This is a genomic window from Streptomyces sp. NPDC005551 (assembly GCF_042871785.1).
Taxonomy (GTDB): domain Bacteria; phylum Actinomycetota; class Actinomycetes; order Streptomycetales; family Streptomycetaceae; genus Streptomyces.
In genome coordinates, this window is record NZ_JBIAJE010000003.1 from 151,066 (window position 1) to 165,960 (window position 14,895).

General features: G+C 70.7%; 11 protein-coding genes. 8 read left to right on the forward strand and 3 right to left on the reverse strand.

Annotated elements, in window-relative coordinates; genetic code table 11:
• The first annotated feature begins 14 nt into the window (after positions 1 to 14).
• The 5 genes from ACFYP4_RS08940 to ACFYP4_RS08960 all read left to right on the forward strand — a co-directional run bounded on the left by ACFYP4_RS08940 (position 15) and on the right by ACFYP4_RS08960 (position 7,367).
• Complete coding sequence (locus ACFYP4_RS08940; RefSeq protein ID WP_388784109.1) at positions 15 to 2,228, forward strand: glycoside hydrolase family 6 protein; 2,214 nt, start codon at positions 15 to 17, stop codon at positions 2,226 to 2,228.
• A 124-nt stretch (positions 2,229 to 2,352) separates the two neighbouring features.
• The gene (locus tag ACFYP4_RS08945; RefSeq protein WP_388784113.1) at positions 2,353 to 3,735 is read left to right on the forward strand and encodes a cellulase family glycosylhydrolase; all 1,383 of its coding nucleotides are present in this window, start codon (positions 2,353 to 2,355) and stop codon (positions 3,733 to 3,735) included.
• 97 nt (positions 3,736 to 3,832) lie between these two features.
• The gene (locus ACFYP4_RS08950) at positions 3,833 to 5,032 is read left to right on the forward strand and encodes a cellulose-binding domain-containing protein (RefSeq protein WP_388784116.1); all 1,200 of its coding nucleotides are present in this window, start codon (positions 3,833 to 3,835) and stop codon (positions 5,030 to 5,032) included.
• A gap of 183 nt (positions 5,033 to 5,215) precedes the next feature.
• The gene (locus ACFYP4_RS08955; protein ID WP_388784119.1) at positions 5,216 to 6,406 is read left to right on the forward strand and encodes an MFS transporter; all 1,191 of its coding nucleotides are present in this window, start codon (positions 5,216 to 5,218) and stop codon (positions 6,404 to 6,406) included.
• A gap of 289 nt (positions 6,407 to 6,695) precedes the next feature.
• Positions 6,696 to 7,367, forward strand: a complete 672-nt coding sequence (locus ACFYP4_RS08960) for a hypothetical protein (protein ID WP_388784122.1) — start codon at positions 6,696 to 6,698, stop codon at positions 7,365 to 7,367.
• Positions 7,368 to 7,451: 84 nt separating this feature from the next.
• Here the strand turns inward: ACFYP4_RS08960 and ACFYP4_RS08965 are convergent, their stop codons facing one another.
• Positions 7,452 to 7,730, reverse strand: coding sequence for a GlsB/YeaQ/YmgE family stress response membrane protein (locus ACFYP4_RS08965; RefSeq protein WP_358852397.1), 279 nt, complete (start codon positions 7,728 to 7,730; stop codon positions 7,452 to 7,454).
• A 371-nt stretch (positions 7,731 to 8,101) separates the two neighbouring features.
• Between ACFYP4_RS08965 and ACFYP4_RS08970 the strand changes: the two genes are divergently transcribed.
• From ACFYP4_RS08970 to ACFYP4_RS08980, 3 genes are all read left to right on the forward strand, one after another.
• Positions 8,102 to 8,638: a DUF2269 domain-containing protein gene (locus tag ACFYP4_RS08970; protein ID WP_388784125.1), complete on the forward strand. Its 537-nt coding sequence runs from the start codon at positions 8,102 to 8,104 to the stop codon at positions 8,636 to 8,638.
• Between the two features lie 273 nt (positions 8,639 to 8,911).
• Positions 8,912 to 9,379 carry an ATP-binding protein gene (locus ACFYP4_RS08975; RefSeq protein ID WP_358852399.1) on the forward strand — a complete coding sequence of 156 codons (468 nt, stop codon included), beginning with the start codon at positions 8,912 to 8,914 and terminating at the stop codon, positions 9,377 to 9,379.
• A gap of 269 nt (positions 9,380 to 9,648) precedes the next feature.
• Positions 9,649 to 10,455 carry an MBL fold metallo-hydrolase gene (locus tag ACFYP4_RS08980; protein ID WP_358852400.1) on the forward strand — a complete coding sequence of 269 codons (807 nt, stop codon included), beginning with the start codon at positions 9,649 to 9,651 and terminating at the stop codon, positions 10,453 to 10,455.
• A gap of 217 nt (positions 10,456 to 10,672) precedes the next feature.
• Here ACFYP4_RS08980 and ACFYP4_RS08985 read toward each other — a convergent pair whose 3' ends face one another.
• Both ACFYP4_RS08985 and ACFYP4_RS08990 read right to left on the reverse strand, forming a co-directional pair.
• Positions 10,673 to 11,044, reverse strand: coding sequence for an SgcJ/EcaC family oxidoreductase (locus tag ACFYP4_RS08985; RefSeq protein ID WP_388784129.1), 372 nt, complete (start codon positions 11,042 to 11,044; stop codon positions 10,673 to 10,675).
• Between the two features lie 82 nt (positions 11,045 to 11,126).
• Positions 11,127 to 14,225 (reverse strand): BTAD domain-containing putative transcriptional regulator, encoded by a 3,099-nt coding sequence (locus ACFYP4_RS08990; protein ID WP_388784132.1) that lies wholly within the window; start codon positions 14,223 to 14,225, stop codon positions 11,127 to 11,129.
• Positions 14,226 to 14,895: the final 670 nt, after the last annotated feature.

Genomic DNA, 14,895 nt, shown 5'->3' on the forward strand with positions numbered 1-14,895 from the left:
AGCTGGGAGAGACCATGACCGACCCGACCAGACCCGCCGGAACACGTCTGCGGCGGCCACGCCGACGATGTCCGGCGGCACTGGCCACCGCACTCGCCACCCTCATGCTCGGGGTGGCGGGCCAGGTCGCGGGACAGCCCGCGGCCGCCGCGGAAGCACACGTCGACAACCCGTTCGCCGGGGCGGACTTCTACGTCAACCCGGACTACGCGGCCAGTGTCGACGGTTCCATCGCCAAGACCTCCGACACCGCGCTCAAGGCCAGGATGGAGAAGGTCAAGAGCTATCCCACGGCCGTCTGGCTGGACCGGATCGCGGCGATCCGCGGCGGCGACGCCAACGGCGGACGCAAGAGCCTGGCCGACCACCTCGACCTGGCGCTGGCGCAGAAGAAGCCCGGGCAGCCGATCACGGCCACGTTCGTCGTGTACGACCTGCCCGGCCGGGACTGCGCGGCTCTCGCCTCCAACGGTGAACTGCCGCTCACCCAGGCCGGCCTGGACCGCTACAAGCACGACTACATCGACGCCATCGCCGACGTCTTCAAGAATCCCGAGTACCAGGACATCCGCATCACCACGGTCATCGAACCGGACGGCCTGCCGAACCTGGTGACCAACACCGCCGACCCGGAGTGCGCCCAGGCCAAGAGCAGCGGCATCTACGTCAAGGGCATCCAGTACGCCCTGGACAAGCTGCACGCCGTCCCCAATGCCTACACGTACCTGGACTTCGCTCACTCCGGCTGGCTCGGCTGGGACACCAACCTCACGCAGACCGTGCAGCTCTACACGGAAGTCGCCAAGGGCACCACGGCCGGGACGAGCAGCGTCGACGGCCTGATCACCAACGTCTCCAACTACACGCCGCTCGAGGAGCCGTTCTTGACCAACCCCGACAGGACGGTCGGCGGCAACATGGTCAAGTCCGGCAAGTTCTACGAGTGGAACCCCAACTTCGACGAGTCGGACTTCACCAGGAACGTGCACCGGGCGCTGGTCACGGCGGGCTGGCCCGCGTCCACGGGCATGGTGATCGACACCTCCCGCAACGGCTGGGGCGGCTCCGCCCGGCCCGCCGCCGAGAGCACCGGCACCACCCTCGACACCTACGTCGCCGAGTCCAAGGCCGACCGGCGCACGCATCGCGGTCTGTGGTGCAACGTGAACGGGGCGGGTCTCGGACAGGCACCGCAGAGTGCGCCGTCCGGCTACCCGGACTCGCACCTGGACGCCTTCCTGTGGGTCAAGCCGCCGGGTGAGTCCGACGGGGCCAGCTCGGCGATCCCGAACGACGAGGGCAAGCGGCAGGACCCGATGTGCGACCCGGCCTACACCGCCCCCAGCGCCGGCAACAGCAAGACGGGCGCGCTGCCGGACGCGCCGTTGGCCGGGCACTGGTTCCACGACCAGTTCGCGATGCTGGTGAGGAACGCCTACCCGGCCGTACCCGTCGAAGGCACCGACCCGGGTGACACCACCGCCCCGACCGCACCGACCGGGCTGAAGGCGACGGCGAAGACTTCGGGCAGCGTCTCGCTGGCCTGGACGGCGTCCACCGACGACGTGGGAGTGAGCGGGTACGACGTCTACCGCAACGGTTCCAAGGTCACCACGTCGCCGGTGCCCGGCACCACGTACACGGACACCGGGCTGAGCGCCAGCACCGCCTACAGCTACACCGTCCGGGCCCGGGACGCCGCGGGTAACACGTCCGCGTCCTCGGCCGCGCTGAGCGTCACCACGGACGCGGGCGGGGGCAACCCCGACCCGACCGGCGGTGTGAAGGTCCGGTACAAGAACAACGACCCCTCGGCCACGGACAACGGCATCCGTCCCGGCCTGCAGATCGTCAACACCGGCAGCGCCTCGCTGGACCTGACCGAGGTCACCGCCCGCTACTACTTCACGCGGGACGGCGGCTCCTCCACGGTGAACGCCGTCTGCGACTACGCCGCCGTCGGCTGCTCCCGGCTCAGGCTCAAGGTGGTCCCGCTGAGCACCCCGGTCGCGGGCGCCGACGCCTACCTGGAGGTCGGTTTCGCCAGTGGCTCCCTGGCGGCCGGCAAGGACACCGGGGACATCCAGCTCCGGATGAACAAGTCGGACTGGTCCGCGTTCAACGAGGTCGGCGACTACAGCCGTACCGCCGGCACGTCGTACGCCGACGCCCCGACGGTCCCCGCCCACCTCGGCACCGCACTGGCCTGGGGCACACCGCCCGCATAGCCCCCTGGCCACCCCTGGAACGCCCTCGCCTGTCCGGCCGACTCCCCGGGCGGGCGAGGGTTCTGACGGACTCCCGAACGGGAGCGCTCCCGTAGTTTCCGCATCGCACGAGGAGGAACACACGTTGAAACGCTTCTTGGCCGTACTGGCCACCTGCGCCACGGCCGTCGGTCTCACCGCACTGGCAGGGCCCCCGGCGGCGGCAGCCACGGGGTGCAAGGTCGACTACACGATCACCAGTCAATGGCAGGGCGGTTTCCAGGCCGGAGTGAAGGTCACGAACCTGGGCGCCCCTGTCACCGGATGGACACTGAAGTGGACCATGCCGGACGCGGGACAGAAGGTCGTCCAGGGCTGGAACGCCACCTGGTCGCAGTCCGGCGCCGCGGTCACCGCCGCCAGTGTCGACTGGAACCGCACGCTCGGCACCGGCGCGGCGACCGACCTGGGGTTCACCGGCTCCTTCACGGGCGCCAACCCCAAGCCCTCGGCGTTCACCCTCAACGGTGTGGCCTGCACGGGCTCCGTCGGCGACGAAGACCCTCCGCCGCCCACCCCGGGCACCGACGGCACTCCCGTCGACGTCAACGGGCAGCTCCACGTCTGCGGCGTGAACCTGTGCAACCAGTACAACCGCCCCATACAGCTGCGCGGCATGAGCACGCACGGCATCCAGTGGTTCAGCAAGTGCTACAACAACGCTTCCCTCGACGCCCTGGCGAAGGACTGGAAGTCCGACCTGCTGCGCATCGCCATGTACGTGCAGGAGAGCGGCTACGAGACCGACCCGGCGGGCTTCACCAGCCGCGTGAACAGCTACGTCGACATGGCCGAGGCCCGCGGCATGTACGCGCTGATCGACTTCCACACCCTGACGCCCGGCGACCCGAACTACAACCTCGACCGCGCGAAGACCTTCTTCGCGTCCGTCGCCGCCCGCAACGCCGGCAAGAAGAACGTGATCTACGAGATCGCCAACGAGCCCAACGGGGTCAGCTGGGCGGCCATCAAGAACTACGCCGAGCAGGTCATCCCGGTGATCCGGGCCGCCGACCCGGACGCCGTCATCATCGTCGGCACCCGCGGCTGGTCCTCGCTGGGCGTCTCGGACGGCTCCAACGAGACCGAGGTCGTCAACAGTCCCGTCAACGCCACCAACGTCATGTACGCGTTCCACTTCTACGCCGCGAGCCACAAGGACAACTACCGGGCCGCAGTGAGCCGGGCAGCCGCCAAACTGCCGCTGTTCGTCACCGAGTTCGGCACGGTCAGCGCCACCGGCGGCGGGGCGATGGACCGGGCGAGCACCACGGCCTGGCTGGACCTGCTCGATCAGCTGAAGATCAGCTACGCGAACTGGACCTACTCGGACGCCTCCGAGAGCAGTGCGGCGTTCAAGTCCGGCACCTGCAACGGCAGTGACTACAGCAGCAGCGGCGTACTGACCGAATCCGGAACACTGCTCAAGAACCGCATCAGCACCCCCGACAACTTCCCCACCAGCTGACCGCCGACGGGGCTCCGGTTGCACCGGGGCCCCGTCCCGGCCCGTTGGACACTCCCGAGTCGTCCGCTCCTCCACGCCTACTGCCTCGGAGGCACACGTGCGCGTCACTCACCCGCGACTACCGCGGCGCCCCTGGACGGCGGTCCTCACGGTGGTCGTCCTGTTGTCCGGTTTCACGGCGCTGTCCGCGAGCGGTGCGGAGTCCGGCTGCCGGGTCGGCTACACCGTGAACAAGTGGACCAACGGCTACACCGCCCAGATGAAGATCACCAATCTGGGCCCGGCACTGAGCGGCTGGCGTCTGACCTGGACCTACACCGGCGACCAGGAGGTGACATCGGCGTGGAACGCGACCGTCACCCAGACCGGCCGATCCGTCGTCGCCGTCAACACCGACTGGAACCGCACGCTGGCCACCGGAGGCACCGCCGACTTCGGCCTGCAGGGGACCTGGCGGTCGGCCGATCCCGCGCCGAGCGACTTCGCCCTCAATGGCGTGCCCTGCGGCGGTGACGGCACATCGCCGCCGACCCCGCCACCCACCTCCCCGCCACCCACGTCCCCGCCCCCCACGACCACGCCGCCGACGACACCCCCGGCGTCCGGCGCGGACTGCGGCAGCGCGGTGATCTGCTCGGACTTCGAGGACCAGACCGGCTCGGCTCCGTCCGGCGCCTGGCGGTTCACCGCACCCGACTGCCAGGGCAGCGGCACGGCCGCCGTGGACAGGGACGTCGCGCACAGCGGCAGCAGATCGCTGCGCGTCGAAGGCCGGGCCGGCTACTGCAACCACGCCTTCGTCGCCGCCACCGCGGACCTGTCGTCGGTCGGTCCGGTGATGTACGCACGCATGTGGGTGAGGCATACCACGGCGCTCCCCTCCGCCCACGTCACCTTCGTCTCGCTGCCCGACGCCTCCCAGGGTGGGCGGACCCTGCGCGTCGGGGGCCAGAACGGCGCCCTGCAGTGGAACCGGGAGAGCGACGACGCCACGCTGCCCGTGCAGAGCCCGGCCGGTGTGGCGTTGAGCAGGCCACTGCCCACGGGTAGCTGGCAGTGCCTGCGTTTCGCGATCGACACAACCGTTCCCGGTCTCGACACCTGGCTGGGCGACGAGCGGATTCCGGGACTGCACGCCGACGGCGTCCCCACGCAGGACATGGATCAGCAGTGGCTGGCCCGCACCACGCCACCCCGGCCCACCGCCCTGCGTCTGGGCTGGGAAAGCTACGGGACTGGCGACGACACCCTGTGGTTCGACGATGTGGCCGTGGGCTCCGCCCCCATCGGCTGCTGACAGCCAGTCAACCGGGGCGGTCGCGTGAAGTCGCGGCCGCCCCGGTGCCTGTTCCGCGACCGGCCATGACGACAAGCCCCGGGCCCATGCCCTGCGCGCTCCTGCCACGCCGGTCGTCCCGGCCCTTCCCCCACCGGCACGCCTCTCCAGGTCCGGGTGGCACGCGGAGTTACCGTCAGCGGCATGGACAGTGATCGCCGTGGCCGGGTCCCGTGTCTGCTCGGCGGAGCGGTGTTCGCCGTGTGCATGGCCGGGACCACGCTGCCGACTCCCCTCTACGGCCTCTACCAGCAGAAGTTCGGCTTCTCCGAGTTGACGGTCACCGTCGTGTACGCCGTGTACGCCTTCGGAGTCATCGCCGTGCTGCTGCTGGCGGGCAACGCCTCGGACGCGGTCGGCAGACGTCCCGTTCTGCTGGTGGGACTGGGGTTCGCCGCGGCGAGCGCCACCTGCTTCCTGTGCGCGACCGGTCTGGGCTGGCTGTACGCGGGGCGGCTCCTTTCCGGACTGTCCGCCGGTCTGTTCACCGGGGCGGCCACGGTGTACGTCATGGAGCTGGCACCGCCGGGCGCAGCTTCCCGTGCCACGTTCGTGGCGACGGCCGCCAACATGGGCGGGCTGGGCTGCGGCCCACTGCTCGCGGGACTGCTCGCACAGTACGCCGAGCGGCCGCTCCACCTCCCGTTCGTCGTCCACCTCGCGCTGGTGGCCTGCTCGGCGGCCGTTCTGCTGTGGCTGCCGGAGACCGTGCGCGAGCGGCGACCCCTGAGTACCGTTCGGCCGCAGCGCCCCAGCCTGCCCGGCCAGGTCCGTGGGGTGTTCGGGCCCGCGGCGATCGCCTCGTTCGTCGGGTTCGCCCTGTTCGGCGTGTTCACGTCGGTCAGCCCGTCGTTCCTCGCGCAGTCCCTGGACGTGCGCGACCACGCCGTGAGCGGGCTGGTCGTCGCGCTGGCCTTCTTCGCCTCGACCGGCGGGCAGTTGGCCGTCGGCCGGGTCGGGGTGAGACGGTCACTGCCACTCGGCTGCGCGGGTCTTCTCACCGGGCTGGCGCTGCTCGCGGGTGCGCTGCGGTGGGAGTCGCTGCCGCTGGTGGTGCTGAGCGCGGTCGTCGGCGGAGCCGGGCAGGGCCTGGCCTTTCGCGGAGCGTTGTCCGCGGTGGCCGGGGCGTCTCCCGCCGGACGACGTGCCGCGGTCATCTCGACGTTGTTCGTCGTGGCCTACGCGGGCATCTCGGTGCCGGTCATCGGCGTGGGGCTGTTGGCGGGTCCGATGGGTCTGGAGGGCGCGGGGCTGGTGTTCATCGCGTGCATGGCCGTCCTGGTGACCATCGCCGGCGTGTACTTGCTCCGACGGCCGGTGCCGGTGAAGACGTAGCACGAGCGGCTTTCCGGCCGAGGCTTTCGCCTCGGCCGCGGGCTCCGGCGACGTCGGGAAGCCCGGGAACGGGGACTGCCCGGTACATGTACCGTCGCCCCTCGTGGAGTTCATACGCAGGAGCGTTGACCGCTTGCGGCCGGGACGGGACGCGAGACAGCCCTCCAGGTCACAACAGTCGGCTCTCAGAGGGCTGTCGGACCTGATCGCGGCGGACCAGTACGAAGAGGCCGAGGCCCGGGCAGCAGCTCTGGTCGCCACTCCACGCCGCGCCGGGGACCGGAACTCCATGACGGTATGGCTGGCCAGGACCTCCGCCGTGACAGCCGCCGTGCTGCACGGCCGCAGGGATGGCCTGCTGCCTGAACTCGATGTCCTGATGGAGGAGTTGCGCGGGTCGAGCGGCGCCGACCGGACGGTGCTGCTGGTGCTCCGGATCAACCGCGCCGTCATCCTCAACGGGCAGGAGCGGTTTCCGGAGGCAGGGGCCGAGGCCTCGGACGTCCTGCGCGAGGTGACCCGTCTGACGCATCTCACCGATGTGTGGAACATCGAGTTGACGGCGCTGGCGTGCCTCGCGGAAGCCCTGTGCGGGCAGGACCGTTTCGGGGAGGCCGAGGCCGTCGCGCGCGGGAATCTGGCCAGAGCCGAGGGCAACAGGGCGACTTCCCTGCGCTGCCTGCTGATCCAGAGCCTGAACGGTCAGGGGCGGTACGAGGAGGCAGTGGCCGAGTCCCGGCAGCCGACGCCGTCGGCGTCCCGCGCCGGTGCCGGACAGCTGGGACTGGTCACCGCCCAGGCGCTCCGTGGCCTGGGCCGCCGCGGCGAGGCGGAGATCACGGCTCGCCGGGCACTCGCCGACTGCGAGCGGTCCCTGCACCCGGCCCACCCTCGGAACGCGCGGATCCGCGGGCTCCTCACCGACATCACCGCCGCGGATCCCCCCACGGAGGACTCCTGACGCCCGCCGCACCAAAACCACGGGCCCCGAACACGTCTCAGCCGGCCTCGCCCGTGAGGGCGACGCCGGCTGAGACGGGGTACGTCAGGCGTGTCGGTGCGAACGCCGATTGCCTGTGATGAGGCGGTACAGCACGAGCAGGATGAGGGAACCGACGATCGCCGCCACCCAGGTCGACAGCTCGAAGAAACCGTCCACCGAGTCGACGTCGAAGAGGACCTTCCCCAGCCAGCCTCCCAGCAGGGCGCCCGCGATACCGATCAGCATGGTGACGATGATTCCGCCCGGGTCCTTGCCGGGCAGCAACAGCTTGGCGATGGCACCGGCCAGCAGGCCGATCAGAATCCAGGCGATGATGCCCACGACTCCTCCTCAGACAATCGGAAGTGCGTTCCTTCTCCGAATGCACCGATAAGGCAAAGATAAACATCCCGTAAGGCGAGGGACCGCCCAGCGGCCGCCGCCTGGCCGCCGCCCGGGGGACCGGGCCCGGCGAGGACCGGACCCTCCGGAGCGGCAGGATCGAGGTCGCTGCGGCCAGGGACAGCGGCTCACGCGCAGGTAGTGACCGGGCGGAACCCGGCAGACGTCGCACGCCCGCTCGTGCGGGATCCGGGCCTGCCGGAGAGGAACCGTGTCACGGAAGGCGTCCCGGTGTGTACTCCCGGGCCAGTACGCGTGCATACTCCCGCCGGCAGACGCCTCGCCCCTCCCCCGCCGGGCACGGTGTCCAGGTGAAACCAAGCCGCCCCGCACGCCGGGCCTGCCTCGTCGTCCACGTAGCCGCCTCCGCGAGCTGGCTCGGGCTGTCGCTCGGACTGCTCGCCCTCGGGATCACCGCGACCACCACCTCGGGCGCGGCTTCCGTGGCGGCCTCCGCCCAATCCATGAAGCTGTTCGCCGACTGGCTCCTGCTCCCCGTCGCGCTTCTCACGCTGGTCAGCGGCCTGCTGCTGTCCCTGAGCACCCACTGGGGCCTGGCAAGACACCGGTGGGTCCACACGAAGTTCTGGCTGACTCTGGCGACGACCACCGCCACGGCCTTCGCGTTGCGCCCCGGGGTGAACGCGGCCGTCGCCGCACTTTCCGACGGCGGCCCGCTGCCCGACGCCGGCGACCTCCTGTTCGGCCCGATTGTCTCTTTGTCCACATACGTCTTCATGACCGTGATCTCGGTCCTCAAGCCGTGGGGACTGACCCGGCGCGGCCGGAGACTGCGCGGGACCGCGGTCGGCACCACCAGCGCCGACCGCGCCCGCCGGACGGTTTGAGGCCACAGGGCGCGGCTCCGCGGCCAAAGGCGGACCGCGCGCGTCACCGCCCCGCAGGAGGCAGCGGACCCCTTCCACCTACATGTGCGGGCCCTTAAAGTCAGCGCCCCCGGGTATGTGGCTGTCGTGCCGAGAGCACCTCAGTGACGGAACAGCACAGATTGACAGGGCGTGTTACCCATGGTCATCCCGCTTAGGAAGCAGGCGTCGGATGAGCCAGGGCCGAACTCGGACGTGACACTGGACTGGGAGATTTCCTGGGACGGTGGCGCGATGACAAGTGCGCACGCGCGACACGCGGCAAGCGCATTCCTCGAGCGGTCCCGGCAGTCCGGCCGGATTTCACCCACCCCGCGCGACACCCAGAACGTACAGCTCGTGGTCAGCGAGCTGGTCACGAACGTGTTGCGCCACACAGCCGGCGGCGGCAGCCTGCACATCGCCCTCGCGCCGGACGGCGACAGCGCCCGGATCAGTGTCCGCGACACCTCCACCCGGTCTCCCCAGGTGCTGGAGCGGGATCCCGGACGACTCGGCGGACACGGCCTGGAGATCGTCGAGGCCGTCAGCCGCAGCTTGTCCGTGGAGTCCCTCCCGGACGGCACGGGCAAGGCGATCATCGTCGAGTTGCCGCTCGCCCGTCCGGAGCCCGCCAACTGGTCCTCCAAGCAGACGCGTGTCACCGGCGCGGGGCGGCAACAGCCGGCGCGTTCCTTCCGGAAGTCCGACCAAGAGGCCTGAGCGACGGGGCCCGCGCTCCGGTCGGCGTCCGCATCGAGACCGCTCGCCGCTCCCGAGGACGCGGCCGAGCGGCGACGAGGTGACGCAGGTGAGCGCGTGACTGCCGGGAACGCCCGCTCGTCATCGTCGGGATATGTTGCTCGGGGAACCGGCCTTCGGCGCCGGGCCGGCCCGGTTCCGGTTCGAGTGCACTTTCAACTCCGGTCATCGACTCCCACCAACGGGACCACCGTCGGTAACGGCAGGCAACTCATCAGTGAGGTGCGGTCATGGCTCACACAGTCAGTCCTGAACGTCGGCCCTGCGCCGTTGCGGTGCTCGGCGGGCCGACCACCGTCATCGACATGGGCGGTCTCCGTCTGGTGTGTGATCCCACCTTCGACGAAGCCGGCGATCACGGCTACCTGACGAAGACCGCCGGGCCCGCGGCCGCCGAGGACGACCTCGGAGACGTCGATGCCGTCCTGGTCAGCCACGATCTGCATCCCGACAACCTGGACGACCGCGGGCGGGCGTTCGCTCTGCGTTCTCCGCTGGTGCTCACCGGTCCCGCGTCCGCCGACCGCCTGGGCTCACCCGCCCGGGGGCTCGCGGCCTGGGAACCTGCCCGGCTCCCCCGCCCCGACGGCGGAACGCTCGAAGTCTGCGCCGTTCCCGCCCAGCACGGGCCGGACGACGGGGAGCGCGACCAGGACGGGCACGTGAACTGCGAAGTGACCGGGTTCGTGCTGCGCGGGGACGGCCTGCCGACCCTGTACGTCAGCGGCGACAACGCATCTGTCGGTATTGTCGCCAAGATCGCTCGTCGCATGGCGCCGGTCGATGTCGCGGTCGTGTTCATGGGAGCGGCTCGCGTGCCCGGCAAGATGCGCGGACGCCCGCTGACCCTGTCCGCGGAGCGGGCGAGCGCCGCGGTGTCCGTACTCGGCGCACCCGTCGTGATCCCCGCCCACTGCGACAGCTGGGCGCACTTCAGCGAAGAGCGTGCTGACATCGAGCGCGCGTTCGACGACGCGGGCCTCGCCGGGTGCCTGCGTACCGCCCAGAACGGCACGTGGATCGACCTGCCTTTCTGAAGCGTCCCGGCGCGACCGCGGCGCGGGTGTCACCCGTCGAAGAGGTGACCGACATTTGGGCCTGCGAGGCGAGCGTCCGCGACGACCGATGGCGCGGCACTCGTACGCCGCGCCCTCACGCGCCGGACTCCCCGCGGACTCCGCAGCGGCCCGCTGACCCCGTCGGCACACCTGCCGGCCCGGGATGAGCCCTGGCGCTCCCTCCGAGCCGACGGGATCAGCTCGGGCGTGAGACCTGGTAGTGGGCGACGCGCCAGCCTTCGTCCGTGCGCTTCAGCAGCAGGCTCAGACTGCCGGTGATCGCGGGCCGGTCGGTGAACGAGAAGTCCACACCGAGATACCCGAGGACGAGATCGTCGCCGAGGCGTCTGGTTTCGAGAATCCGGTAGTCCGCGGTGAGGCCCAACGGCTGGGAGTCGTAGTAGTCCGCGACGGCCTCGCGACCCACGCCGTAGGGGTGCAGCCCCTGGAAGATGGCGTCCTCGGTGAACAGGGACGCGACCCGCCGCGGCTGGTGCCCGTCCACGGCCGCCTTCCACCGGTCGGCGACGCCGCGCAGGATCGCTTCCGTCTCCGTCGTGCTGTGCATCAGGGTTCTCCCGTCCATTGGAACCACCGACCTCCGAACCGGCCGATTCCACCAGCATGCCATCTACTAGGCGACTGGTCTACTAAATGGCGGAGCCGGAGTCCGCCGTCCCGGAAGGGCTCTTCGTGGGCGCCGCAGCTGAGTGGTCTGCTCCGGTGTCCAGGGAGGAGAGTCGGTCCCGGACCTCCTGGGCGCTGTGGGACAGCGCCTGCTGTTCGGCGACGGCGAGGCCACGGATCCATTCCGTGCGGGCGGCCTCCCGGTTGCCCGTGGCCAGGCGGGTGTCACCGAGGCGCATCAGCACGCCGACCGCGTTCCTGTGGTCCCCCAGTTCCTCGAACACGTCCAGTGCCCTGCGGTAGCCGGCCGCCGCTTCCTCGTACCGGCCGAGCAGATGGAGGGTGTAGGCCAGACTGTCCAGGCAAATCGCCTCTCGCCATGGCGCGTTCAAGCCCTGGAACAGGGCAATGGCCTCCTCGGCGTGTACGAGACCCTGCTCGGGCCGGCCCAGACTGGAGTGCAGCCAGGCGAGGCTGTTGAGGCACTCGGCCGTCCACACGTCGTCCCCCGCCGCGCGGGTCAGCACGAGCGCCCGCTCAACGGGCACCAGGGCTTCCCGGAGTCGGCCGAACTGGTGCAGCACGACCCCCATCGCGTGCTGGGTCCGGGCCTGTTCGACGACCGCGCCGATCTCCTCGAAGAGCTCGACGGAGCGTTCCATATGTTCCAAGGCCTCTTCCTGATGGCCCAGGAAGGTGTGGATTCCGCTGAGGCTGCGGTGGCAGCGTCCTTCCTCCAGGCGATCGCCCCGGCGCTGCGCCACCTCCAGGGCGGGGGCCAGGGCTGCCATCGACTCCGGCCAGTACTCCTGGCGGTTCAGGTGTTCCTTCAGTGACCAGGCCAGCCCGGTGATGTGGCGATCCAGTCGCTTGCTGACGGCGGTGTGCAGCAGGGCGGCCAGTACCCGGTGTTCGGCGTCGAACCACCGGTTCGCCTGTTCCGGGGTGGTGAGGACTTCGGGGGTGACGCCCGCGGTCGGGGAGCCTAGGTCGAGGTCGGGCAGGGAGCCCTGCTTGAGCAGCTGGTTGCCTGCGTGTGCTGTGAACAGGTAGTGGTCCAGGACCCTGAGGGTGGCCGTGTGGCGTTCGTCGGCGTGGTCGTGGGTGTGGGTGAGTTCGCCGGCGTAGTCGCGCAGCAGGTCGTGGAGGGTGAAGCGGCCGGGCAGGGGCTGTTCGACGAGGCAGGAGCGGGTGAGTGCGGCCAGCAGGCGGCGCGTTGCCGGGAGGGAGAGTCCGGCCAGGCCGGCGGCGGCCGGGGCGGTGATGTGGGGTCCGGGGTGAAGGGCGAGGAGGCGGAAGAGACGCGCGGCACCCGGGTCCAGGGACCGGTAGGACCAGGAGAACGCGGCCCGGACGTCGGTGGTGGTGTCGAAGCCGGTGAACGCGTCGAGGCCGCCGCGGGCCTGGCGCAAGTCGTCGGCGACGGCCTGGAGGGGAAAGGCGGGGTCGAGTTCGGCGGCGGCGGCGACCACGGCCAGGGCCAGGGGCAGCCGCCCGCACAACCGGACGATGTCGCCGACGGCGTCCGGCTCGGCGGCCAGACGCTCGGCTCCCAGCCGCCGCGCCAGCGTCTCGTGGGCCTCGGCCTGCGAGGGCAACGGGAGGGACAGGAACCTGGCTCCGTCGGCCGCGATCAGACCCGCGAGCTGATTGCGGCTGGTGACCAGGGTGAAACAACCGTCTCCCGCGGGCAGCAGAGGACGGACCTGTTGCTCGTCGCGGGCGTTGTCCAGGACGAGCAGGACCCGCCGGCCGGTCAGCAGACTGCGGAAGAGCGCGCTGCGCGCGGGAGTGTCCTCGGGAATCCGCTGGGCGGGAACCCCCAGAGCGCTGAGGAAACCGTGCAGGGCGTCACCGGGTTCCACGGCCGGCGCGTGCGGATGGAACCCGCACAGATTGACGAAGAGCTGTCCGTCGGGGAAGTACGAGGCGATCCGGTGGGCGTGATGAACAGCGAAAGTGGTCTTGCCGACACCGGGAGCACCCGCGATGACAACGGCCCGCGCACCAGCCGTTCCCGGACGCCCGAACGCACCGCTCACCCCGGACAGCCACGCGCCCTCGGTCGTCCGGCCCGCGAACACCGCCAGATCACCCGGCAACTGCGCCGGACGTGCCACCGGCAGCGGTTCACTCGCACTGCCGCTCGTGGACGGGGCGCCGCTCGCATCTGGCAAGTCCACGGCGGCCGCGGCGGAGGGCGCGCTGCCGACGGGTCCGGGCCGCTCCTCCTCATGCGGCCCTCCGGACTCGGTCGACCTGTGTGGATCGCCGCCGTCCCCCGCGCCCGCACCGGATGCAGGCGCCGGGCCCGGACTCTTCACCGCCTCGGTCGGACGCAGAGGTGGCAGGTCGTGGCGGAGGATGCCGTCGTGCAGGGCGCGCAGCGGGGGGCCTGGTTCGAGGCCGAGTTCGTCGGCGAGGTGCCGGCGCAGGTCCGCGTAACACCGCAGGGCCTCGGGGTGCCGGCCCGCCAGGTACAGGGCCCGCAGCAGCAGAGCCCAGCCGGTCTCCCGCAACGGGTGCTCCACCGTCAGTTCCCGGGCCGCCTGTTCGGCCTCCGTGATCCGTCCGCTCAGGAGCAGGGCGGTGGTGCGGACCTCCCGTACGGTCTGCCGCAGGTCCTCCAGACGAGCGGCTTCATGGGCGGCGAACAGGTGATGCGCGGCGTCGGCGAGCGGGGCACCCCGCCACATGCCCAGGGCCCGCTCGGCCTCCTCCAGGGCGCGCTTGGGCTGGTCCTGGCCCAGCAGTCGGCGTGCCTGGGCGACGGCCCGTCCGAAGCGGACGGTGTCCCGGCTCTCGGACGGGGCGCGAAGGGCGTACCCGGCGGGCTCGGTGACCAGTACCTCGAACGCACCCTCGCGCAGGTGCGGGGGTTCCAGGACGGCGCGGAGCTTGCTGACGTGGGCGTGCAGGGAGGCCGTAGCCCCGCCCGGTGCCCGTCCTGACTGCTCTGACCAGAGCTCTTCGCACAGCGTCTCGGCAGGGACCGCACAGCCGTCGGCGATCAGCAGCCGCACCAGCAGCAGCCGCTGCTTGCGCGGCCCCGCGTTCAACACGGCGCCCGCCCGCCGCACCAGCAGCGGGCCCAGCAACCCGAAGTCGAGTTCAAACCCCACAGCCGTCACCGTTCCCCGGTATCCCGCTCAACGGTGTTACTACCCTCACCCGCACGTGACGTGCGGGACACGCGCGGTTCCCCCGCGGTGACCTACCCGACCGGGACGGGTAGTGGCGTAGACGACCGGAGCGGTGAGTACCCCGTCGTCCTTCCCGCATTCCGGGAAGGGACATTAGCAGGGCACGGGGCGCAGGACTCCGTCGGCGACCCGGTCCACTGCCGCGATCAGCGGGCCGATTACGGCGACGGGACGGCTTCGTCAAGGGTTGTGACCGGGTCCAGCACGCATGCTCTGCGGCGGGCCTGCGCAATCCACAATTACGAACGCAGCGTAGGTCCAGTGGCGATCCAGTAACTCCTCGGTCACCGGACGATCAGGTCGACCACGAGTCGCGCGGGTACCCACCGGGGGGATCCGTCCGCCCACGCCCGCTCTGGCCTGAACCACCCTGGCCTGGAGCCCGTTGCACAGGAGGAAACGACGTGCAGCGAAGCGAGGACGACCATGGGCGAAGAATTCATCCTGCGAGTGGCCATCGGACTGGTCCTGGGACTGCTGGCGGGTGCGGCGCTGCTCGCCCTCGTGGCCGTCGGCCATCGGCTGGTGGGTGGCCGGCGGGTCGGCAGACCCCCGTCAGCAGGGGACCCGGACGTAAGGGCGGCCGGCC